General features: G+C 41.0%; 23 protein-coding genes. 9 read left to right on the plus strand and 14 right to left on the minus strand.

The features are described 5' to 3' along the window. The first annotated feature begins 32 nt into the window (after nt 1-32). Together PSR9079_RS03460 and PSR9079_RS03465 are read left to right on the plus strand one after the other, a co-directional pair. Nucleotides 33-770 (plus strand): transporter substrate-binding domain-containing protein, encoded by a 738-nt coding sequence (locus PSR9079_RS03460; RefSeq protein ID WP_149980451.1) that lies wholly within the window; start codon nt 33-35, stop codon nt 768-770. A 45-nt stretch (nt 771-815) separates the two neighbouring features. Further along, nucleotides 816-1346 carry a DUF4124 domain-containing protein gene (locus PSR9079_RS03465; RefSeq protein ID WP_149980452.1) on the plus strand — a complete coding sequence of 177 codons (531 nt, stop codon included), beginning with the start codon at nt 816-818 and terminating at the stop codon, nt 1344-1346. On the opposite strand, the gene PSR9079_RS03470 is transcribed toward PSR9079_RS03465, so the two are convergent. The 5 genes from PSR9079_RS03470 to PSR9079_RS03490 all read right to left on the minus strand — a co-directional run bounded on the left by PSR9079_RS03470 (nt 1343) and on the right by PSR9079_RS03490 (nt 6392). After that, a complete protein-coding gene (locus tag PSR9079_RS03470; protein ID WP_149980453.1) occupies nt 1343-2215 on the minus strand; it encodes a substrate-binding periplasmic protein in 873 nt (290 codons plus the stop codon). The two genes, PSR9079_RS03465 and PSR9079_RS03470, sit on opposite strands and share 4 nt — an antisense overlap. Next, entirely contained in the window at nt 2199-2435 is a 237-nt protein-coding gene (locus PSR9079_RS03475; RefSeq protein ID WP_149980454.1) for a hypothetical protein, read from the minus strand. The genes PSR9079_RS03470 and PSR9079_RS03475 overlap by 17 nt, the downstream gene beginning before the upstream one ends. Nucleotides 2436-2560: 125 nt before the next feature. Further along, entirely contained in the window at nt 2561-5308 is a 2748-nt protein-coding gene (gene acnA / locus PSR9079_RS03480; protein ID WP_149980455.1) for an aconitate hydratase AcnA, read from the minus strand. A 197-nt stretch (nt 5309-5505) separates the two neighbouring features. Beyond that, nucleotides 5506-5925, minus strand: coding sequence for a hypothetical protein (locus PSR9079_RS03485; protein WP_149980456.1), 420 nt, complete (start codon nt 5923-5925; stop codon nt 5506-5508). 83 nt (nt 5926-6008) lie between these two features. Beyond that, on the minus strand, nt 6009-6392 hold the full coding sequence (locus PSR9079_RS03490) for an RNA-binding S4 domain-containing protein (protein WP_149980457.1): 384 nt from the start codon (nt 6390-6392) through the stop codon (nt 6009-6011). Between the two features lie 257 nt (nt 6393-6649). On the opposite strand from PSR9079_RS03490, the gene PSR9079_RS03495 reads away from it, so the two are divergent. Together PSR9079_RS03495 and PSR9079_RS03500 are read left to right on the plus strand one after the other, a co-directional pair. Next, entirely contained in the window at nt 6650-6937 is a 288-nt protein-coding gene (locus tag PSR9079_RS03495) for a hypothetical protein (RefSeq protein ID WP_149980458.1), read from the plus strand. 56 nt (nt 6938-6993) lie between these two features. Next, a complete protein-coding gene (locus PSR9079_RS03500) occupies nt 6994-7656 on the plus strand; it encodes a hypothetical protein (RefSeq protein WP_145237934.1) in 663 nt (220 codons plus the stop codon). Here the strand turns inward: PSR9079_RS03500 and PSR9079_RS03505 are convergent. From PSR9079_RS03505 to glnA, 5 genes are all read right to left on the minus strand, one after another. Further along, nucleotides 7653-8111: a cyclic nucleotide-binding domain-containing protein gene (locus PSR9079_RS03505; protein ID WP_145237937.1), complete on the minus strand. Its 459-nt coding sequence runs from the start codon at nt 8109-8111 to the stop codon at nt 7653-7655. The genes PSR9079_RS03500 and PSR9079_RS03505 overlap by 4 nt on opposite strands. A 28-nt stretch (nt 8112-8139) precedes the next feature. Beyond that, on the minus strand, nt 8140-9525 hold the full coding sequence (gene ntrC, locus PSR9079_RS03510; protein ID WP_145237940.1) for a nitrogen regulation protein NR(I): 1386 nt from the start codon (nt 9523-9525) through the stop codon (nt 8140-8142). A gap of 18 nt (nt 9526-9543) precedes the next feature. Further along, nucleotides 9544-10614, minus strand: coding sequence for a nitrogen regulation protein NR(II) (glnL, locus tag PSR9079_RS03515; protein WP_145237942.1), 1071 nt, complete (start codon nt 10612-10614; stop codon nt 9544-9546). Between the two features lie 90 nt (nt 10615-10704). Then, nucleotides 10705-11217, minus strand: a complete 513-nt coding sequence (locus PSR9079_RS03520) for a DUF4124 domain-containing protein (protein ID WP_246175485.1) — start codon at nt 11215-11217, stop codon at nt 10705-10707. 132 nt (nt 11218-11349) lie between these two features. Continuing rightward, the gene (gene glnA, locus PSR9079_RS03525; protein ID WP_145237945.1) at nt 11350-12756 is read right to left on the minus strand and encodes a glutamate--ammonia ligase; all 1407 of its coding nucleotides are present in this window, start codon (nt 12754-12756) and stop codon (nt 11350-11352) included. A gap of 519 nt (nt 12757-13275) precedes the next feature. Here glnA and typA point away from each other — a divergent pair. Continuing rightward, nucleotides 13276-15099: a translational GTPase TypA gene (gene typA / locus PSR9079_RS03530; protein ID WP_145237948.1), complete on the plus strand. Its 1824-nt coding sequence runs from the start codon at nt 13276-13278 to the stop codon at nt 15097-15099. Nucleotides 15100-15621: 522 nt separating this feature from the next. Here the strand turns inward: typA and PSR9079_RS03535 are convergent. Continuing rightward, on the minus strand, nt 15622-16350 hold the full coding sequence (locus tag PSR9079_RS03535; protein WP_149980459.1) for a CBM9 family sugar-binding protein: 729 nt from the start codon (nt 16348-16350) through the stop codon (nt 15622-15624). A 194-nt stretch (nt 16351-16544) separates the two neighbouring features. Between PSR9079_RS03535 and PSR9079_RS03540 the strand changes: the two genes are divergently transcribed. Then, complete coding sequence (locus PSR9079_RS03540) at nt 16545-16820, plus strand: hypothetical protein (RefSeq protein ID WP_149980460.1); 276 nt, start codon at nt 16545-16547, stop codon at nt 16818-16820. Here the strand turns inward: PSR9079_RS03540 and PSR9079_RS03545 are convergent. Continuing rightward, nucleotides 16815-17906: an MBL fold metallo-hydrolase gene (locus tag PSR9079_RS03545; RefSeq protein ID WP_149980461.1), complete on the minus strand. Its 1092-nt coding sequence runs from the start codon at nt 17904-17906 to the stop codon at nt 16815-16817. The genes PSR9079_RS03540 and PSR9079_RS03545 overlap by 6 nt on opposite strands. Before the next feature lie 177 nt (nt 17907-18083). Further along, nucleotides 18084-18740: a DUF2959 domain-containing protein gene (locus PSR9079_RS03550; RefSeq protein ID WP_145237960.1), complete on the minus strand. Its 657-nt coding sequence runs from the start codon at nt 18738-18740 to the stop codon at nt 18084-18086. 88 nt (nt 18741-18828) lie between these two features. Between PSR9079_RS03550 and PSR9079_RS03555 the strand changes: the two genes are divergently transcribed. Genes PSR9079_RS03555 through dtd form a run of 3 tightly spaced genes read left to right on the plus strand, consistent with a single transcriptional unit; the run spans nt 18829 to nt 21133 of the window. Next, a complete protein-coding gene (locus PSR9079_RS03555) occupies nt 18829-19722 on the plus strand; it encodes a virulence factor BrkB family protein (protein ID WP_145237963.1) in 894 nt (297 codons plus the stop codon). A gap of 32 nt (nt 19723-19754) precedes the next feature. Then, nucleotides 19755-20708 carry an alpha/beta fold hydrolase gene (locus tag PSR9079_RS03560; RefSeq protein ID WP_149980462.1) on the plus strand — a complete coding sequence of 318 codons (954 nt, stop codon included), beginning with the start codon at nt 19755-19757 and terminating at the stop codon, nt 20706-20708. Then, the gene (gene dtd, locus PSR9079_RS03565) at nt 20696-21133 is read left to right on the plus strand and encodes a D-aminoacyl-tRNA deacylase (RefSeq protein ID WP_149980463.1); all 438 of its coding nucleotides are present in this window, start codon (nt 20696-20698) and stop codon (nt 21131-21133) included. The genes PSR9079_RS03560 and dtd overlap by 13 nt, the downstream gene beginning before the upstream one ends. 13 nt (nt 21134-21146) lie before the next feature. Here the strand turns inward: dtd and PSR9079_RS03570 are convergent, their stop codons facing one another. Next, nucleotides 21147-21836 carry a spermidine synthase gene (locus PSR9079_RS03570; RefSeq protein WP_145237969.1) on the minus strand — a complete coding sequence of 230 codons (690 nt, stop codon included), beginning with the start codon at nt 21834-21836 and terminating at the stop codon, nt 21147-21149. Between the last annotated feature and the right edge of the window lie 151 nt (nt 21837-21987).

Consider the following 21987-nt stretch of genomic DNA (forward strand, 5'->3'; position numbering starts at 1 on the left):
GTAAGTAGCCATTAGCTTTGTGTGCATCATTGATGAATAGATACTTTGCTATCTTGTTTTTATTTTTTCCAAACCACTCTTTTGCTGACACCTTTCGCGTTGCGTTACCTGATGAGAATTATCCCCCATATCACATTATTGGAGGCGCTAAAAAAGGACTGTTGAATGAGTTAATAACCCTGTTTGCTGAGCAGCACTCCCTTACTATTGAGTATACATATGTCCCTGAAATGCGCTCGGAGAAAATGGTTTGTAATGGTGAGGTTGATGCGCGTATGGAATCTGAAAGTTGGCTCTTGACAGCCCATAAGTATTATTGGAGTCAAGAAATTGTGATGGTTGAAGATGTCATGGTGGTGACCCATGGTGCAAACCCCAGTGATTTTCAAGATGAAAAAGTGCTGCATAATGGTGTACTGCTTGGGCGCTTTGGTTATGTATATCCTGAATATGAGCCATTGGTGCGTGATCAAATCTTGCATCGTGAGAACTTTTATTCGGATCTAGATGTATTACAGAGTCTTTATAATGATAACCATGTTAGTAGACGTTTTACTATTATGTCGCGCGCGGTTTTTGATTGGTACGTCAATAAATACCCTAAATTCTCAGCTCTTGGTGTAAGTGCTTTTAATGTCGGTGAGGCGCCTTTGCAGCTACAATTTGCACATACTGAGCGTGGCAAGAAGCGGGCAAAAGAATTTAATGATTTTTTACAAAGCTTGAAAGATAATGGTGGCCTAGCTAAAATCATAGCTCGCTATCAATGATAGTAAGAAAATAGAAAGAAAAAAGTTTAACTCAAAGGATTGAAGATGAAGTATTTTGCGTACCTAGCAATTATGGTATTGCTGATCAGTGTCGCGGCATTATTTTACTTGCAACGACCCGATGGCCAAACGTGGTTAACCAGTGATGGTATTAGTAGTAAATCAAATCAGCTAACAGATCAAATGCTTGAGTTATCAAGTGACACCTTTGCTATAGCTGCCAAATTGGTCAGTGAGACTAGTCAAAAAGTTGTTGAATCAATTACCTATGAAAGCTCAGTAGCAACGACCGTTATTTATAAATGGCAAGATCAGCAAGGGCAATGGCATTACTCCGATCAGCCTAATCCTAACGGTACAAGTGAAAAAGTAATTCTTGATCCGCGTGATATTACGGTAACTGCCGCAGAAGATACGTCTATTTTAAAAGGTACCTCAAAAACAACTAATATGTCTTTAATGCCAAACTCAAGCAGTGTTTATGATCCCGTGGTGATGAAAAAGCTGTTTGAAGATGCAGAGCAAGTGAAAGAACAGTTAGAGCATCGCACTAAATCGTTAGATGAGACGCATTAATTTGCTTCAATAGCGTTGTTTTGCTGTGTTTTTTCGGGCTGTGTTACAAAAAATTGTTGCTTAATGATTGGCAGGTTATAAGCTTTTAACCAACGCTCAGTAGCTATCATTAGTTCTCCTGAAGCAACTAACCTTGTCAGGCCTTTATCAAAATTATCTCTGACAGACTTATCTTGAAAAACAATGTAAGAGCCTTGATAGTTTAAAATATCGCGATATATAAAACTTGTAGGGTCAAGTTGGGTGTTTGTTGATGTATGCCAGTAGAGCATTAAATAATCACCGATACGGGCATCGATCTTATTGGTAAGTAACTGTTTATTTAGGGCTTGTTGATTTCCTACTTCACTATAGTGAGTGAATACCTGTGTCGCCATGTTTTTATACTCAGCACCAAAGATATCGCTCGCCCCTATAAAACTACCGACTCTTAAATTTTTCAAATCGTTCAGCGTAGTTACTTTCTCGGTCCATGCAGAACGGAGCATGGTCACGCGGTTCATAAATCGCACACGATAACGAGAAGTAAATGCGTGTGCAGCTGGTTGTGCCGTATAGTTGATCGCGATATCAGCGACTTTATTGTTGAAGTAGCGTTGAATAGCATCATTATTTAACGGCACCAACTGCGGGTTTTGATAGCCTTGTATCCGTAACACTTGAACCACAAGCTGATCGAAGTAACCATTACCGGTTACGTTATCTTGCATGAAATAAGGTGCAAAATTACCGGATGCAATAATCAATTTGTCATTTGCACGTAATTGAATGGGTAAGCAAAGCACTAAAAGTGCCGCTATTAATAAAGTTTTAGAGGTGTTAAATGGTTTGATTAATTGCAATACCTTGCTGCTATACATGTTGGTCATGTACAGCCTCTATGTTCATTAAAACAATAGTGAGGTAAATTTTTGTAGGCAGAGAAAATAGCACCCCAATAGCAATAAAAGCGGCGCTGATAATAATGCCATGAATACTATTTTGTTCACCAAACAGATCAGACACTAATAAATAATGTCCAGTCACAATAAGGCATATGCCAAGGACAATAAATACTTTTAGTACTTTGATGATCTTCTGCTCGGTCATAGTATGCAGGCATTAATGATAAGATGAATTAAGTGTAGTTAATAATGAGTAAGCTGACTTGTTTTACATCAAAAAATTAAGGGCTAAGCAAGTTAATTTTGCAAAGCCCTAATATTATAGATTAATTAGCTAGTTAACATATTACGTAGTACATACTGTAAAATGCCGCCATGTTTGTAGTAATCCCACTCTTTGGGGGTATCAATACGGACATCGGCACTAAAGCTTAGTTTTTTGCCTTCGCTATTGGTGGCAACGACACTAACTTCCTTGGTTTTATCGTAGAGACCTTCGATATCGAACTGCTCTTGACCTGTTAACCCCAGTGATTCATGGCTCTCACCTGCTTTAAATTGCAGTGGTAGCACGCCCATGCCAATTAGGTTCGAGCGATGAATACGTTCATAACTTTGCGCAATGACCGCTTTAATACCTAATAATAGCGAACCTTTCGCTGCCCAGTCTCGTGATGAACCCGTACCATACTCAGCACCGGCAAGCACAACGAGTGGCACGCCTTGCTGTTGATACGCCATTGCAGCATCGTAAATACTGGCAAGCTCATCATCAGGTTGAGTGCGCGTTACACCGCCTTCGGTGCCTGGTGCAAGCAAGTTTTTTAAGCGTACATTGGCAAATGTACCGCGCATCATTACTTCATGATTACCACGGCGAGAACCGTATGAGTTAAATTGCGATTTATCTACGCCATTTTCTTGTAAGTATTCGCCAGCAGGCGCGCTTGCTTTAATTGCACCAGCAGGGGATATATGATCAGTAGTGACGGAATCGCCAAGTTTTGCTAAACAGCGAGCACCCGTAATAGTAGGGATGCCTGGTGGTTCTGTCGTCATGCCATCAAAAAACGGCGCTTTTTTAATATACGTTGAGGCATCATCCCAGTCATAAAGTTTACCATCAGGAATTTTGATTTGTTGCCAGCGATCATCACCCTTATAAACATTACCGTAACTGGTAGCGAACATTTCTTTAGTGACGGTTTTTTTCACCAGTTCATTCACTTCGCTGACACTAGGCCAAATGTTTTTCAGGTAAATATCGTTACCATTAGCATCTTGCGCAAGTGGCTCGTTATAAACATCGATATCTGTACGACCTGCAATCGCATAGGCGACAACTAAAGGTGGTGAGGCTAAAAAGTTCATTTTCACATCTTGGTGAATACGTCCTTCAAAGTTACGGTTACCCGATAAAATAGAGCTTACTACTAATTTGTGCTGTTGAATTGCCTCACTGATCTCATCGGCAAGCGGACCTGAGTTACCAATACAGGTAGTGCAGCCATAACCTACTAGGTTAAAGCCAAGGGCATCTAAATCATCCATCAGGCCTGCTTTTTCTAAGTAGTCAGTGACCACTTGTGAGCCAGGTGCGAGTGATGTTTTTACCCAAGGTTTTACGTTAATTCCTAATTGGCGAGCTTTTTGCGCGACTAAACCCGCAGCTAAAATAACGCTTGGGTTTGAAGTGTTGGTACAGCTAGTAATGGCAGCAATTACACAAGCGCCATCTTTTAACTCAAATTCTTGGCCTTTAAAGTTAACCTTTGCTGCGCCCATAAATTGCGCTTCGTTGGTTGGCTCATCAGGATTAGTGACAGGGCCTTCACTTTCGATACGTGATTGCTGTTCATCACTATTGTCGCGTTTAGCAAGACGTTCATCTTGAAAGGTTTTTAAATGATTGGCAATAACTTCGCCGGCTTGATCCAGTGCAATTCTGTCTTGTGGACGTTTTGGACCGGCAAGGCTTGGCACCACATCGCTGAGGTTTAACTCGAGTTTATCGGTGTAATTAGCTTCATCGCCATCATTACGCCATAACCCTTGGTGTTTTGCGTAGTCTTCAATCAGTTTTAACTGCTCTTCATCGCGATTAGTTAAGCGCAAGTAACTAATGGTTTCATCATCAATAGGGAAAATACCACACGTAGCACCGTATTCAGGCGCCATATTAGCAATGGTGGCACGATCTGCTAATGGTAAGTCGGCAAGGCCGTCACCATAAAATTCAACAAATTTACCCACCACACCATGTTTGCGCAGTATCTCAGTGACGGTCAGTACTAAATCTGTCGCTGTGGTGCCTTCAGGTAAACGGCCACTGAGCTTCATGCCCACAACTTGTGGGATCAGCAAGCTAATTGGCTGGCCGAGCATTGCAGCTTCTGCTTCAATGCCGCCTACACCCCAACCAAGTACGCCTAAGCCGTTGATCATAGTGGTATGTGAATCAGTACCGACTAAGGTGTCAGGGTAAGCAAATTTTTGCCCATTGCGCTCTTCATTAAAGACAACGCGAGCAAGGTATTCTAAATTCACTTGGTGAACAATACCCGTTGCTGGTGGCACAACTTTTAAGTTATCAAAGGCTGTTTGGCCCCAGCGTAAAAACTCATAACGTTCTTTATTACGTTCGTACTCAAGTTTGGCATTTAAATCAAATGAGCCATCTTCACCATAACCATCTACTTGTACTGAGTGGTCGATAACTAATTCAGCTGGAGATAGTGGATTTATTTTCGCAGGATCGCCGCCAAGTCTTTCCATAGCATCACGCATTGCGGCCAAATCGACGATTGCTGGTACGCCAGTAAAATCTTGCATCACCACGCGGGCGGGTGTAAATGCTACCTCAGCACTGGGCTTGGCTTGTGAATCCCAGTTTAGCAACGCTTCAATATCTTGTTTTTTAATATTTACGCCGTCTTCATTGCGCAGTAAGTTTTCGAGTAGGATCTTGAGCGAGAACGGCAGTCGCTTGGCTTTATCGCCTAAACCTTGCAGTGAATGGATATGAAACTGCTCACCGTTGATAGTGAGTTGTTTTTGGGTGTCAAAACTATTGTTCATTATGTGCCCCTAAGTTAGATGAATATCCTTAAATGGTACTTAAGTGGTAAATGTAACCTCTCTTTGAATAATTAAAATGCAAAGTACATACCAGTGTGTTTTTGTGCGATTTTTATACAAGTAATAGGGTATATATGATGCTGAAAATTTATATTTCAAGCGTCAGCAGTAAAACAATAGCAACTCAATAGCGTGTTTTACAGTAGCCAACCTTGCTGTTTGCCTTTGTGGCTTAGCAGTAGCAGGATAATTGCAATTACGACTACGAATATTGGCATAAACACCGCGCTGGCACCGAGTAATTCAATACTATTAATAACAATGAAATTATAAAATTGCTGGATAAAAATCCCAGCGAGTGAGAGCGCAAAAAGCACTCGAGCAAGGGCTTTTTTAAGTAATAATAAAATACAGCCTAATACCCCACCAAAAACCGCGGTAGCGAATGCAATAGTTGACCAAATTGGTGTGTTTGAATATGCAGCTTGTTGTTCTATAGGGAGTTTACTTATCATGTCTGGAGTCATGAGCATTTGCATAATGAATGCAATTACCCCTAGCAAGTTCCAAATAAGGGCTGCCCAAGCGACAGATTTTAACCAGTGCGGAGGAGTCATACATTACCTTTTAAACTATTATTTAAAAAGTTATTAAAGGCGACTACGGCTACTTTTACAAGTTGCACGTAGTCTAAATTGGATTAGCCGAATGAAATAGGGCGACGGCCTGTTTTTTCATCCACTTTTGGTTTTTTGGTACGTTTACGCTTAGCTTTAGCAGGCGCGTTAGTCGCAGGCTCTGCACTTTGTTGTGGTTCAGGTTGCGTTGATGTAACAGGGCGCTCTGCTGGAATAGCACTTTCGCTTAATGTCAGTTGAAATTGCTCACCATCAAATTCAAGAATGTCGCCACTGTATAATTTTTTCCGCTTGATTGTACAAATTTCATGGTTAACGCCAACATAGCCTTCAGTGATAAGGTTTTTGGCTTGGCCGCCACCTTCGACTAAATCAAGAACTTTTAAGAGTTTGCATAGCTCAATTGGCTCTTCTTCTAATTCAATTTCAATATATTCGTCGTTCATGTTTGATCTCATTAAGGTAGGGCACAGCCTGTAGTATAAAGGCTGTGCGCGACTTTTGCATCAAGCTGCCAAAAGTATACAGGGCATTAAATAGAATTAATCTGAAACTTTTTTGAATTTTCTACCGTCTTTAAAAAAACGGTAGTAATTCAAGCGTAGTATCCGCGTCAGTAGCTGGCCTGTAATTTGCTATTCGTGTCGTATTCGATATTTAGTTGGTCATTTTATTACAAATGCCGCAGTACTGGAGATTTAAAATGGGTGTTAGATCAGCCATGAAAAAAGAGTTAATGGGCCTGGAGGGTTCAGGGTTTATGACCGCTGATGATGTAAGGTCTGAACTTAGCAAGATTGTAAAAAAAGCGCCTGATAGGTCAGATCGTGGTTTTTCTTTAATTTCACGTTTTAACGACAATCACAGCCAATTAAGTTGTGGTGAAAATAGCAAAGAAAAACTACTTGAGTTTCAACGACACCGCTTGTTTAAGGATGTTTTATATACCCGTAAAAGCGTGGATGCTTGGCTCAATAGCCAAGTGAATTAACTTGCTATAAATAGTCACCTCGAATAGACTACAGTTGTAATCTATTCGAGGTGACTATGAAATATGGCATTTTAATTGGCATGTTGTTATTACTAACTGCGTGCCAACAACCAACAATATATGTGTACACGCAAGCGTTAACAGAGCTAGAAAAACAACAGCTAACAATACGCTTACAGCAACAACCATTACCGTATCAGTTTATTCAATTACCAATCCCCAAAGAGTTTGCCGCTGCGACACTGTTAACTTCCGAAGATAAGCTACTTACAGCTGAAACCGAGCAGCTTGCTGATATTATGCAAGCAATGGGCTATCAGCCACAGATACACTATGTGTCGGCGGCAAATCATCATTATAGCAATGGCAATATTGGCTTTTACTTGCGTGGTGAGCAAATAGAGCTAGGTTTTGATGTGCCAGAACAAATGCGAACTACTGGTTGCGTTGAAGATCGTTACAATGGTCTCAAAGTTAGATTTGTTGATAACTTGGTTGAATTTGCTTTACTAAATGGTGCCCGCGCTCAGTTAGTTTGGCAGCGTTATGAAAATTATTTAGTCATCAATTATAGAGATACTTCGCAGTCATACACGCATTTAAGCCCTTTGGTTGCTACTCCTTTTGGGGAAAAGCCCTCAGACACATTTCGCTATAACGCACACATTACAGGGCCGCATTGGTTAAACTGCTCGCTGCAAGTTGTGTATATGGATTAGCCCCGTGATTCTAGGTAGTGACTAAGTTTGGCTATACGCTCGCTCATCCCTTCGATAATGCGGTCTTTAATTTTTTCGCGGATCACATTTGGTAAACGTATTAGTGCTTCGCTGGTAATCGCCAGTACTATGGTATCGCTTTTAGCACGAGCACTGGTACTGTGCTCGCGGTTATTTATAAACGCACCTTCACCAATAAATTCGCCTGGTTCAATGGTGCCTAAATCCATCAGATGACTATGTTTAAATACCACAATAGCGCCGCTGAGCACGATATACAGTTGTTTGTCGTTATCAAACTGTTTAAACACAAAGCGATCTTTATTGATCAAGTATAAGTGACTGAATGACTCCAGTAATACTTGGCGCTCATTGAGGCTGAACTCTCTAAAAAAACTCAGCCTATTAAGTATCTCCATCTGCTTTATTAATGGAATATGCTCGATTAACTTCAACTTATTTTCCTTCGTTTGAGCAGGGAAGTTAGTTGATATTGCGCTCTTTTAATTTACGGGTCAATGTATTGCGGCCCCAGCCTATTTTTACTGCGGCTTCTTGTTTATGTCCTGCACAGTTTGCCAATGCGGTTTTAATTAGGCGGGTTTCTAATTGCGCTTGTACATTAGGCCAGATGTTTTCTTTGCCTTGCTTAAGCTCTAGGTTAAGCCATTGTTGAAAGGCATCAAGCCAATCACCCTCTTGTTGAGTCTCGTCAATTGCTAAGATCTCTGGAGGTAAGTCTTGCTCACTCACAAGCTCGCCGGGAGCCATAACGGTAAGCCAGCGGCAGGTGTTCTCTAGTTGACGAACATTGCCAGGCCAGTTGAACAAGCGTAGTAAGTCGGTGGCTTTTGAGCTGAGAATTTTGCTTTCGACTTGTAAGTCTTTGGCGCTTTTATGTAAAAAATGCTGTGCTAAGCGTTCAATGTCTTCGGTACGTTCACGCAGTGCAGGTAGGCGCAGGCGCACAACATTTAAGCGATGAAATAAATCGTCTCTGAATTTGCCTTGTTTTACTAAGTCTTCAAGGTTTTGGTGAGTCGCGGCAATGATCCGGACATCAACTTTAATACTTTGATGGCCACCAACACGGTAAAACTCACCATCAGCTAAAACACGCAGCAAACGGGTTTGTACATCCAGCGGCATATCACCAATCTCATCTAAGAATAGCGTACCGCCATTGGCTTGCTCAAAGCGACCTTTACGTACGCTATCAGCACCAGTAAAAGCGCCTTTTTCATGGCCAAATAGCTCTGATTCAACCAACTCTTTTGGAATAGCTGCCATGTTTAAGGCAATAAACTGGTTTTCTTTGCGTGGGCTGTGGTTATGTAAAGCACTGGCTACCAATTCTTTACCGGTACCAGATTCACCATTGATAAGTACGCTCATACTTGATGCTGACAGCTTACCTATTGCCCGAAATACTTCCTGCATGGCTGGCGCTTCGCCAATGATATGGGCACTTTTAGGTGGTGCGGGTTTACGTTTTACTTTTTTAGTTGAGTTAGCGCGACACGCGCTTTCTACTAACGCAACTGCTTCATTTAAATCAAATGGTTTGGCTAGGTATTCAAAAGCACCTTTTTGAAACGCATTTACCGCTGAATCTAAATCTGAATGCGCAGTCATGATGATCACTGGCAAGCCTGGGTTTTGTTCAGCGATCAGTTCTAATAATGCCATACCATCCATACCAGGCATACGTACATCAGACACCAGTACCGTAGGTTGGCTAAACTTTAATGCTGACAGCACGTCTTGTGCATTAGAAAAACTTTCAGCATTAAATCCTGCGCGAGTTAGTGCTTTTTCAAGTACAAAGCGAATAGATGCATCATCATCAACCAGCCAAACTGTTTTCATGCAAACTCCAAAAACCGATTAATCCGCAAAAGGCAGATATATATTAAACTCTGTATGACCTGGCCAGCTATCGCATTCTATATAGCCGTTGTGTTGATCGATCAAGGTTTGTGCAATCGAGAGACCTAAGCCAGAACCACCTTCTTTGTTGGTGATCATCGGGTAAAATAATGTCTCTTTGATGCTGGAATCGATACCTGGTCCGTCATCTGAAATTTGGATCAGCAGTGCCTTTTTAGGGGCTTTTCCGGGGCGACGTTGCTGGTGATTAATACGTGTTTTAATTTTTATCACGCCACCACCGACTAACGCTTGTTGTGCATTTCGAACGATGTTAAGTACTACTTGCTGAATTTTACCTTGGTCAATATAGACATCAGGTATACTTGGGTCGTAATCTTTTTCCAAGCTAATATTGGCGCAATTATCTAATGTACTTAGTTTAATTACAGACTCTAAGGTTTGATGAATATTACCGTATGACTTTTGTGGTAATTGATTCGGGCCCAGTAGCCTGTCAACAAGCTCTCGTAAGCGATCGGCTTGTTCAATAATTAATTCTGCACATTCATCCCGTTCTTGCTGATCAACCTCATACTGCAATAATTGCGCCGCTCCGCGAATTCCGCCTAAAGGATTTTTGATTTCATGAGCAAGCCCTCTAATTAGGTTACGTGCTGCCTGATATTGATGCATTTGATTAGAAGCTTGATCGTGGCGAATTTCATCATCAGTTTGGCGACACTCGAATAAAATAAAATATTCATTTTGTAACTTCACGCGACGCGAACTAATTGCTAGTTTGGCATGACGAGAATCAACAAAAACCACGTCAGCTCTGTGCTGGTGGCAATCTACACCATCTACCAAAGAGTATTGTGCAATGCGTTTAAGGTCAATGGAATGGTAATTAAAAAGACTGTCAAACGGTTGATTGAGGATACGTTTAGGGCCTAATCCTAACAGTTCACTGGCGCTATTATTAGCGTAAATAAGGGTGAATTGTTGATCAAGTAAGATCACTGCCGTTGACAGGTTTTGCCAAATGCTAGTTAGTAACTCAGGGTTAAAATTTTTATTATCGGGCATGATTGCACCATTTTAGTGCGTTGATGATTATTAGCAGCTTAGCACAAATATTTTAAGTAAATTATGGTCTTTGATAGAAATACATGGTTTTTATAAAGACGATGCTCTATGCATATAAAATGTGCTCACTGGACTAACAGAGACAACAGAGCCTTGTGGGTCAAATAGCTTCAGTTGCAATGTGTGTTCGCCACGGTTTACCTCGCGCAGGGCAAAAGTACTGATATTGCTAGGTTCTGCGTACGGTGCGCCATCAACTAGTAGTTGAATTTTAAAACCATTCTCAAAGCGTGGTGTTATACGGCTAGTTACATACACTGAACCGGTATTTTCACGAACAGTGCCTTGATCGGCAGGGGAAGAAATAACCGCTTTATAGCTTTTCACAGCCGCTGGTTGCTGTTCATCTAAAATGCTTGTATCAACAGTCGGCATCGACAAACTTTGATTGGTGAGCTTGATTTCTTGCGCACCTGGTTTAGGAGTATCTGAAAATACTGATACGCCATTTTTATCTTTCCAAGAATAAATTTTCTTATCGCCAGAATAGCCATAAAAGCTGATTAAAATCAGAGTTACTAGTAATAAAAGCGTCTTTTTCACCTTGTCACCTTGCATTTTTTGCACTAATTAAACTTTAGTGGAGAATGGGAAAATTAGCCATAAAAAAAGCCCGCAGAACGGGCCTTGAGAACACACATATATTATCTATAAGATAATTTTTCTACAGCCTAATTAACAGCTGTAGTACATTTCGAACTCAACAGGGTGAGTCGTCATGTTAAGCTTTTCAACTTCTTTAGACTTAAGCGCAATGTAAGCATCGATTAAATCGTTAGTGAATACACCACCTTGATTTAAGAACTCACGGTCAGCATCTAGAGACGCAAGCGCTTCTTGTAGTGAAGTTGCAACTGTTGGGATTTCTGCTGCTTCTTCTGCTGGTAAGTCGTATAAATCTTTATCCATTGCATCGCCAGGGTGGATCTTGTTTTTGATACCATCAAGGCCAGCCATAAGCATTGCAGAGAAAGCAAGGTATGGGTTAGCTGTTGGATCTGGGAAGCGTACTTCGATACGACGACCTTTTTCTGATGGAACCACTGGGATACGGATTGATGCAGAACGGTTACGTGCAGAGTACGCAAGCATTACTGGCGCTTCAAAGCCTGGTACTAAACGTTTGTACGAGTTAGTAGACGCATTTGCAAAAGCATTGATTGCTTTAGCATGCTTGATAATACCACCGATGTAGTAAAGCGCTTCTTCAGAAAGACCGCCGTACTTGTCGCCTGCGAATAAGTTAACACCGTCTTTAGCTAAAGACTGGTGACAGTGCATACCAGAACCATTGTCACCAACGATTGGCTTAGGCATGAAGGTCGCTGTTTTGCCATATAAATGAGCCATGTTATGGATAACATATTTCATTTCTTGGATTTCATCTGCTTTTAATACCATAGTGTTAAAGCGAGTTGCGATTTCGTTTTGACCAGCTGTAGCCACTTCGTGGTGATGCGCTTCTACAACTTGACCTAGCTCTTCAAGAACTAAACACGTCGCTGAACGCCAATCTTGGAAATCATCCACTGGAGCAACAGGGAAATAACCACCTTTCACGCCTGGACGATGGCCAGTGTTGCCGCCTTCGTAGCTTTTATCTGAGTTCCAAGCTGCTTGCTTAGAATCAATCTTGTACATTGAACCTGACATATCAGTTTTGTATTTGATGTCATCAAATACGAAGAACTCTGGCTCAGGACCAAATAGCACGGTATCAGCAATACCAGTAGAACGCATGTACTCTTCAGCGCGCTTAGCAACTGAACGAGGATCACGCTCATAACCTTGTAATGTGCCAGGTTCAACAACATCACAACGTAAAATTAAAGTAGCTTCTTCTGTGAAAGGGTCTAATTTAGCAGACTCAGCAACAGGTAGTAATACCATGTCTGATTCGTTAATGCCTTTCCAACCAGCAATTGAAGAACCGTCAAACATTTTGCCGTCTTCAAAGAAATCTTCATCTACTTGGTGATGAGGAATAGAAACATGTTGCTCTTTACCTTTGGTATCAGTAAAGCGTAAATCAACGAACTTAACGTCATTTTCTTTAATAAAATCTAAAACCGATTGTGACATGTGTCCTCCAACTGTTGGGTTTTATTTTGCTGCATAATTGCTTTTGCTTTTATAGTAAGCGGCTTTTATGCCATTTTTATAGTGCATTGTTTTTTAAGGTTAAAAAATAAGTTATACATCCAGCTTTTATATGTTTTGCACCATATTGGATCGTCTTATGATCATTTTGGTGCGCCAGTGTGGTTGCTTCTCTTTAGCGCTAAATTGTATAGATTATAAACACCAACATAAAGCTAACTTACTCACCAAATACTGCCAAATTATGACAATAATAGCTAGGAATGAGCAAAATAGTGACAAATTGAAAAATTAAATTAATTAAAATGTCATATATAAAACAGATACTTATTAGAAGTATGAAGAAAGTTGTGAAATATATATTGGATAAACTTTCATCCATGTCATTAATGAGGGATAATATGCGCCCTTTTAAATCCTATGCTGGGACATCTCGTGAAAACGCAGGTGAGTGCGTAGATCTTGCAGGATCATTGAGAATTAATTTCTCTGAGTAAAAATATGAGCATCGAAAAGTTAAGAAATATAGCGATTATCGCGCACGTTGACCACGGTAAAACAACATTGGTTGACAAACTACTTGAGCAATCAGGTACATTAGAAACACGCGGCGGTAACGAAGAGCGCGTGATGGACTCAAACGACATTGAGAAAGAACGTGGTATTACCATTTTGGCTAAAAACACAGCCATTTCATGGAATGACTACCATATCAATATCGTAGACACCCCTGGACACGCCGACTTTGGCGGTGAAGTTGAACGCGTACTTTCGATGGCTGACTCAGTATTACTACTTGTTGATGCTCAAGAAGGTCCAATGCCACAAACGCGTTTCGTTACGCAAAAAGCATTCGCGCAAGGCTTAAAGCCAATCGTTGTTATCAATAAAATTGATAAGCCAGGTGCACGTCCTGATTGGGTTATGGATCAAATCTTTGATTTATTCGACAACCTAGGCGCAACTGACGAACAGTTAGACTTTAAAGTAATCTATGCATCAGCAATCAACGGCTGGGCAACATTAGATTTAGACGAGCCATCAGACAACATGGAACCTATGTTCAAGATGATCGTTGACGAAGTATCACCACCGGATGCAGATCCTGAAGGTGACTTCCAAATGCAGATTTCGCAACTTGATTACAACTCATATGTTGGTGTAGTTGGTATCGGTCGTATCAAACGTGGTTCTGTTGCTCCTAACCAACAAGTTACTATTATCAGTGCCGATGGTACTAAACGTAATGGCAAAATTGGCGCAGTACAAAGCTACCTAGGCCTTGAGCGTATCGAAACTGATAAAGCTTACGCTGGTAACATCGTAACAGTAACTGGTATTGGTGAGCTTAAGATTTCTGATACAGTTTGTTTCCCTGGCAACGTTGAGGCATTACCACCACTAAGTGTTGATGAGCCAACTGTAACAATGACATTCTCTGTAAATAACTCACCTTTCTGTGGTAAAGAAGGTAAGTTTGTAACGTCACGTAATATCCGTGAGCGTTTAGACAAAGAATTAGTACACAACGTAGCACTTCGCGTTGAAGATACTGCTAGCCCAGATAGCTTCCGTGTATCTGGTCGTGGTGAATTACACCTAGGTATCTTAATCGAAAACATGCGTCGTGAAGGTTACGAGCTAGCTGTTTCTCGTCCAGAAGTAATCTTACGTACTGTTGATGGCGTTCTAGAAGAACCGTTCGAAACAGTAACAATTGACTGTCAAGATGAGCACCAAGGTTCTGTAATGGAGCAAATTGGTCTTCGTAAAGGCGAACTAACAAATATGACGCCAGATGGCAAAGGTCGTATGCGTTTAGACTTTATGATCCCAAGTCGTGGTTTAATCGGTTTCCAAACTGATTTCATGACGCTTACATCAGGTTCAGGTCTTATGTACCATACTTTCGACCATTACGGCCCGCACAAAGGTGGCGAGATCGGTGTTCGTAAGAACGGTGTAATGATTGCAAATGCAACAGGTAAAGCACTTACTAACGCATTATTCAACTTACAAGAACGTGGTCGCTTATTCATCGGTCACGGTGTTGAAGTATACGAAGGTATGGTTATCGGTATTCATAACCGTGATAACGACCTTACAGTTAACGCCCTTAAAGGCAAGCAGTTAACTAACGTACGTGCATCTGGTACTGATGAAGCGCAAACGCTTTCTCCGCACCTAAACTACTCACTTGAGCAAGCGCTTGAGTTCATCGATGATGACGAGCTAGTTGAAGTAACACCACTAAACATTCGTATCCGTAAGCGTCATCTTACAGAAAACGAACGTAAACGTGCTGGTCGTGCGCCTAAAGGATAATCACCTTATAAATTAAGCTGATTTTAAAAGCCGCTGTATTGCAAAATACAGCGGCTTTTTTGTGGTTATTAGTTAGCTAGGGGAAAGTTAGCGAGGGGAAAGTTAGCGAGAGTAAAGTTAGCGAGAGTAAAGTTAGCGAGAGTAAAGTTAGCGAGAGTAAAGTTTGTGAGGGGAAGAGCTGTAAGCTATAAGCGGTCAGCTGTCAGATTAGAACAGCGTAGTTGGCTAGATTGGTGTTTGTATAGTTATTAGGTAAAAATCGCTAGATTTTATAAACCATGCAACATAACCTCTTTCCTCTAAAAGTGCAGCGGCTCTTATCCTCTTTGTGAATAACTGACTTAAAGATTTTTTTGCACAAGGAGAAGAAAATGAGCAGTAAAAGAGGAAGGGCTTTTAAAGTAGCTGATAATGCAAAGCCCCTGTTTTTGTTAGCGGGGTATTTTTTCGTTGGGTTTCGCTGCGCTCAACCCAACCTTGCTTAACTTGCTAACTTTACTCTAGTTGACTCGCCAACTCCTATCACTTTTTCGGTAATAACGTAACCTTTCCAAATACGCTGGCGTCGATATAGCCTAGGTTGCGGCTGCCATTTACGGGTTGTACTTCGTGTGAACCCATAAAGTGTTCGCGCACTTCGGTGCCGTCGTTATCACAGTAGGCGAGCATAAAGCCGATGACTTGTTTTGCCGTTAATTTAAGTGGGGTGTTTTGCGCGCCTTCTTGGAAATCATTCGGGTAGAGCTTAATGGCTACTTCCCATGTGATGTTATATGGGGCGGTACTGTTTCGTTGCCAGTGGCTGATTAAATGATCTGTGTATAACTGGGGTTTTTTATCAGCTCCGAAATCGGCAGCTTGGTTATCAAGACCAATGTGATAGGCAAATGCAGTATGATTGAACTGATGGTTACCGCCAGATGCGTCGCTATCAATAAACACTTCTAAGGCATCATCGTCCCAGTACTTATCGGTAGGATCTGGATGGGTATCAATTAGTACATCATCCACAATATCGGCTTGTAAATACAGGTAGTTTTCATCCCAAAGTAACTTGTAGCGGCCTTTAAAGTCTTTATCTGAGTCAGGCAAGGTGCCATCCATAAGAAAAGGCATAGGCTGCCATTTTGCTTGGTCCCATGGGCTTTCAGATACACCGTCAATAGTAATTGGTGTTGCTGTATGCTCTACATCTATAGCCATAGCGGCGTTGCTCATTAATAGGCTTAAGGTAAGCGCGGCTGTTTTCATCTAATTCTCAAAGTTTCTTATTTTGTTTGTGGCTCAATAGTGACTGAAACAAAAATTGAAAACAACAGACAGAATGTTCAGGTATAAAATTAGTGATAGTAATGGATCGTAAGTGAATACAGTTTTTTACATTGTTGAGTGTAATTAACAGGTAAAGTAATGGCACTACTAGAATTAATATAAAAGGAATAATTGTGGCTAACGTATTGTTGTTGATTGCGGCTATGTTGTTATCTGGCTGTACTTCGTCGCAAGTAATGAGCTCGGGTTGTGACTTTGTTGTTGGTAGTGCACAAAGTCAGCAACGGCAAGTGCAGAACCACTCGCTTGATAGTTCAGATACACATCAAACAGCGAATATCATTAATGGTTTGTTTAGTATGTTACTTGGGCCAATAAATCGCTCTCTCGGTGATGATGAATGTAAGGCGGAAGAGCAATCGTATCAGTACCCAAGTGTCGTTTTATAGTGCGACACTTTGCCCTTCATTTAAAATATACAGCGGGATTTGTGACTTCATTTCATCATTCATATGCAATAAGCGCAGCAATGCAGAATGGCTGCTGTGATCGCCCATCTTCCAACTTGAGTTGCCATAGCCCCAAGGTATAATAACTTTACAATTAAGCTGCTGTGCGGCTGTTAAGGCATCCTCAGGAGTAGTATGTACATAACGATACCAGTTGCCATTCTCTTCGTGGTAATAAGAGGCAATCGGCATTAAACAGATATCAATATCACCGTATTTTTGTTGGATATCCTTAAAATGTTGGGAGTAGCCAGTATCGCCTGCAAAAAATAAAGTGCTGCCATTTTGCTCAAGTAACCAGCCATTCCATAAATCTTTATCGCGATCTTCATAAATAAAAGGTACCAGCACGCGGGCGCTAAAATGATGTGCAGGTAGCGCATGAATGGTTAAATCATCAATGTTAGTGTTTGCGTACCACGCCATTTCGCTAATATTAAAACCACCGGTAGGAAAGTTATCTGCCATACCAAGTGGTGTTAAGTAGCGAGGTTTATTACCGATGCTTTCAATGTCTGCTTTATTGAAGTGATCGTAATGGATATGAGAATAAATTACTGCGTCTAGATTGTTAAGCTCGCTTTCGCTAAGCCAGTCCCCAGGTTTACGATAAAACCCAGATGCCAGTCGAAAAGCTAAATCAACAGGGGAGTCAAATTGCTCTTTTACTGGGTCAAATACAACTTGCTGGCCGTTAGGAGTGTTGATCATAAACCCGGCGTGACCGAGCCAGCGAACTGTGTAGCCGGTATTTAGTTGTGGTGCTAGTTGCGCGCCTTGATAGAGGCAGTTTTCACCCGGAGTTTCACATATCAAGTTAGCATTACTTGGGTAACAATCACTTTCGCAGCTAATCGGATAGGTTTTTTTCCCTGGATAGAGGTTGTGGTAGCGCCCAGCCTGTTCACCCTCTTGATGAAGTGGCACAACAGTATCAGCGCCTGCAATTCTTTGCACATGATTGGCAGTGCTACACGCAGCTAATAAACTTGATGCGATAATTAAACTAACTGCACGTATTTTCATTGTTTAATGTTTTTATAATTCTAATTAGGTAGAATTGTAGCAAAAATAGCCGATGAAAAAACACTTAAAAAGTAACAAGATATAACAACAAAAAAGCCTACATAAATGTAGGCTTTGATTACTCTGCGACTAGCAAACTAGCGCTCTTGATAAGTGACAGGCAAACTCACAGCTGATTTAGCCTGCTTTACTCATTTGCTCAATAAATTTATTTGAATCAGCAATCGACTTGTTCATGTCATCCATTAACACTTTGATGTCGCGCTTAAGATTAGTGAATTCACCTTGAATGGCTGATACAGCTTGTGCATTAAGGTTATGCTTCAAGTATAAAACATTGTCATGCAGTGATGACAGTACCGGCTCCATCTTGCTTTCAGCATTACGCATAGAGCGTAATAGTTTATCAAAGTCACGTTTGGTTGCGGTGAGCTTTTTATTACTTTCACGTTTAAGTGAGGCGTTAGAATACTGTTCTAATTCATCGCTCCATTCTTCAAACAATGCTTCAGCTACATCTTCAACTTTGTTGATGTTATTTGTAACGTCATTAGCAGCCGCAAGGCTAGATTCGTAGTCATCATTGAGTTGGTCATAGGCTGCTTGTACATCTCCACCATCAAAGTTAATCAATGTTGTTAAACGCTCAAGTGCAGATTGGAATTCCTCTTGAGACTCTTCTTGAGACTCTTTAGTTGCTTCTACGCGGTCCACTAAAATGTCACGCTTATGCACACCAACTGATTCCATAGCCGAGTAATATGCAGATTGGCAGCCAGATAAAGCCAGTGATAAGGCCAATATTGGTGCGCTGAGTAAAGTCAGTTTTTTCATCGAGATCCCTTTTTAAATCCGTTAGTGCTGTAAATTATGTGGTGGATTGCTATGATAATCAAAACTATTTTAGCAGAAAGTTAACTTTATGAATGAAAAGGTCGCACATTATAAACAGCAGTTGAGGGTACTTATACGTCAGCAGCCAACGTGGTGGATGCAGTATATTAATCGCTGTATTGACGACCAAATTACTGTAAATGCTGGTTATTTAGCCTATGTAACCTTACTTTCATTGGTTCCTTTAATTGCAGTTGGCGTGGCTATTTTCTCGGCTTTTCCTGGCTTTGAAGATACCCGTATTGCTATTGAAAACTTTTTATTTACTAACTTTGTGCCCACCTCATCAGATGTAATTAAAGAGCATATAACGTCTTTTGCAGGTAATGCGAATCAAATGACTGCTGTAGGTATTGGTTTTCTTGCAGCGATAGCATTGCTACTGATCCGTAATGTTGATGCGACACTGAATCGAATTTGGCGGATTAAAACCAAGCGACCAATGATGATTTCTTTCGCGGTATATTGGATGGTGTTGAGTTTAGGGCCATTGTTATTAGGCGCAAGTATTGGTGTTACTTCATATATTGTGTCGTTAGTATCATTTGCCGATCAGGGGATTCCGGGCTTTAGTGGCTTTTTATTAAAATTACTGCCTTATTTAATTTCTATGGCTGGCTTTATTATGCTCTATACTTTAGTGCCTAATACTCGCGTATCTTTTAAAGCTGCAGTACCAGGTGCTTTATTTGCAGCCTTGTTGTTTGAATTAACTAAAAAAGGTTTTGCGCTTTATATCAGTCACTTTCCTTCATACGAAGTGATTTATGGTGCGGTGGCAACTATTCCAATTTTATTTGTGTGGGTGTATTTGTCGTGGGTGGTTGTGTTACTCGGTGCAGAGTTTACAGTGTGCATTGGCCCTAAAAATATCGAAGATACACCCGATATTATCCTTGATGAGGGCGATGCTAATAAGTAATTCACTGCATCGCTGATAGGAGAATCGGCATTATGCAGTTATATCCAAATATTACCCCATACCATGACTTTCATTTGAGTGTAGGGAGTGGACATCAAATTCATGTACAAGAGTTCGGTGCTCCAGCTGGCCTGCCGGTGGTAATTTGCCATGGCGGTCCCGGCATGGGTTTGCATGCTGATAATTGCCGTTTCTTTGATCCTACCCGTTATCGTATTATTTTATATAGCCAACGCGGCTGCGGGCAATCAACGCCTCATTTAACTAGCGCTAATACAACCACAGAACTGGTCGCTGACCTTGATTATTTACGCACTTACTTAGGACTAGAAAAGTGGGTGTTAAGCGGTGGTTCGTGGGGAGCAACTCTGTGTTTGCTGTATGCCATTGAACACACTCAACATGTACATGGGTTAATTTTACGAGGCACGTTTTTGGCTACTTCAGCCGATTTTCAGTGGCTATATAGTCGTCATGGTGCTGCTGCACATTTTTATCCTGAATTATATGCGCGTTTTTCTCAGGAGTTACCTGATGTTGCCAGCATTTTTGCGTTTTATCGGCGGCAGTTAAATGATGATAATCAAATTAATGCAAATCACTTTGCTAAATTATGGTGCCAATGGGAAAACGTATTAAGCCATGGTAAACAGCAACATCAATGGGGGTTAAGTTCACCACAGTTGGGGCTTAATATGGCGCGTTTAATGGTCCATTACTTTACTGCTCAGTGTTTTATTACTGATAACTTCATTGGTGAACACTATAAAAGAATTAGTAAAATTCCTACTTGGTTTATTCATGGCAGGCATGATTTAGTGTGTCGTTTTAATGCCGTACAGCATTTAGCTGAGCAACTCAACGCACAGTTACTTATTTTAGATGGTGTTGGGCATGGTGTTGATAGTAATGTATATTTAGCGGCAGTGCGGCGTGCAGCCGATCTTATGTGGATCAAATTATCGAGGAATAGATGCAAGGATTAATTCAGCGCGTAAAACACGCAAAAGTTGAAGTGGATGGTCAGGTGGTTGGGCAAATTGAGCAGGGGCTTTTATTGTTGCTTGGAGTTGAAAAGCATGATGATCAACAAAGCACTGATAAGCTGCTACATAAAGTTAGCAATTACCGCGTATTTAGCGATGAAAACGACAAAATGAATTTAAGCCTGCAAGATATTCAAGGTGAGTTATTGGTGGTATCGCAATTTACTCTGGCGGCGGATACTAAAAAAGGCATGCGGCCAAGTTTTTCATCAGCAGCCACACCTGCACAAGCTAATGAGCTATACGAATACTTTGTTAGCCAAGCTAGAGTTATGGGGTTAAGCGTAGCTACAGGGCAATTTGCTGCGGATATGCAAGTCAGTTTATGTAATGATGGGCCGGTGACATTTAATTTAACAGTGTAGTTAAGGCTAGCAGTTATTTTCTGATCACCACGATGTTGTTGGCATAACCTGGAATTTTTTCGATGCTAGGTATTTTACCAAAAGTGGTGATCAGCAAATGTTCTAACTGCTTTAATTGTGATTCATGACCAGATAAAAAATTAATAAATAAATAGCCATTTTTAGTTAAAGCACAGCGCAGTTTTTCATAAAAGCGGTGTTTGTATAAAAATAACGGCGCATCTAATTGGCTAAATAGGTCAAGAATGATCCAATCGTATTGTGGGCCATGCTCTAATACAGCTTCAGCATCAAAACAGCGTAAATTCGATGCATGCTCACCACCAAAAAAACGCTTATAGCAATGAATGATATTCGGATTTTTCTCTACAGAAAGTAGCTGACTATCAGGGTAGGTGTGTTGTAAGTAATTGCGGATAGCGCCGCCACCTAAGCCCAGTTCAAGTACGGCGTTTGGTGCCGGGAGTGGTTGCCATAATTGCGCTAAATATTGTAAATGCGGAAACAGCAAATGGCTTGGGCTGCTTTTCTCGACCACTGACTGTAGTGTTTCGTTGATCAATAACCAACGTAACTGCTTATGTTGGCGTACCTGAATGCAATCGGCGCCATATTTGTGCCAATAGAGTAGTTGCCCGATACGGTGACAATCTTCGATAAAGCTGTGTTTTACTGCCCCGTTGTCTTCAAAAAAATGTTCCATAGTTACATCAGCATAGACGAGTCAATCTAAAGTGCCAATATGTCTATCAAGTTTTACAGGTAAAGCAGTTATTTTGCGTTGCTCACCAAAGTCGTATTCCAAGTTTTTACCAGATGGAGTATGGTAGTTTGCAAATAATAACTGACCGCAT

This window comes from Pseudoalteromonas rhizosphaerae, assembly GCF_902498845.1.
Classification (GTDB): domain Bacteria; phylum Pseudomonadota; class Gammaproteobacteria; order Enterobacterales; family Alteromonadaceae; genus Pseudoalteromonas; species Pseudoalteromonas rhizosphaerae.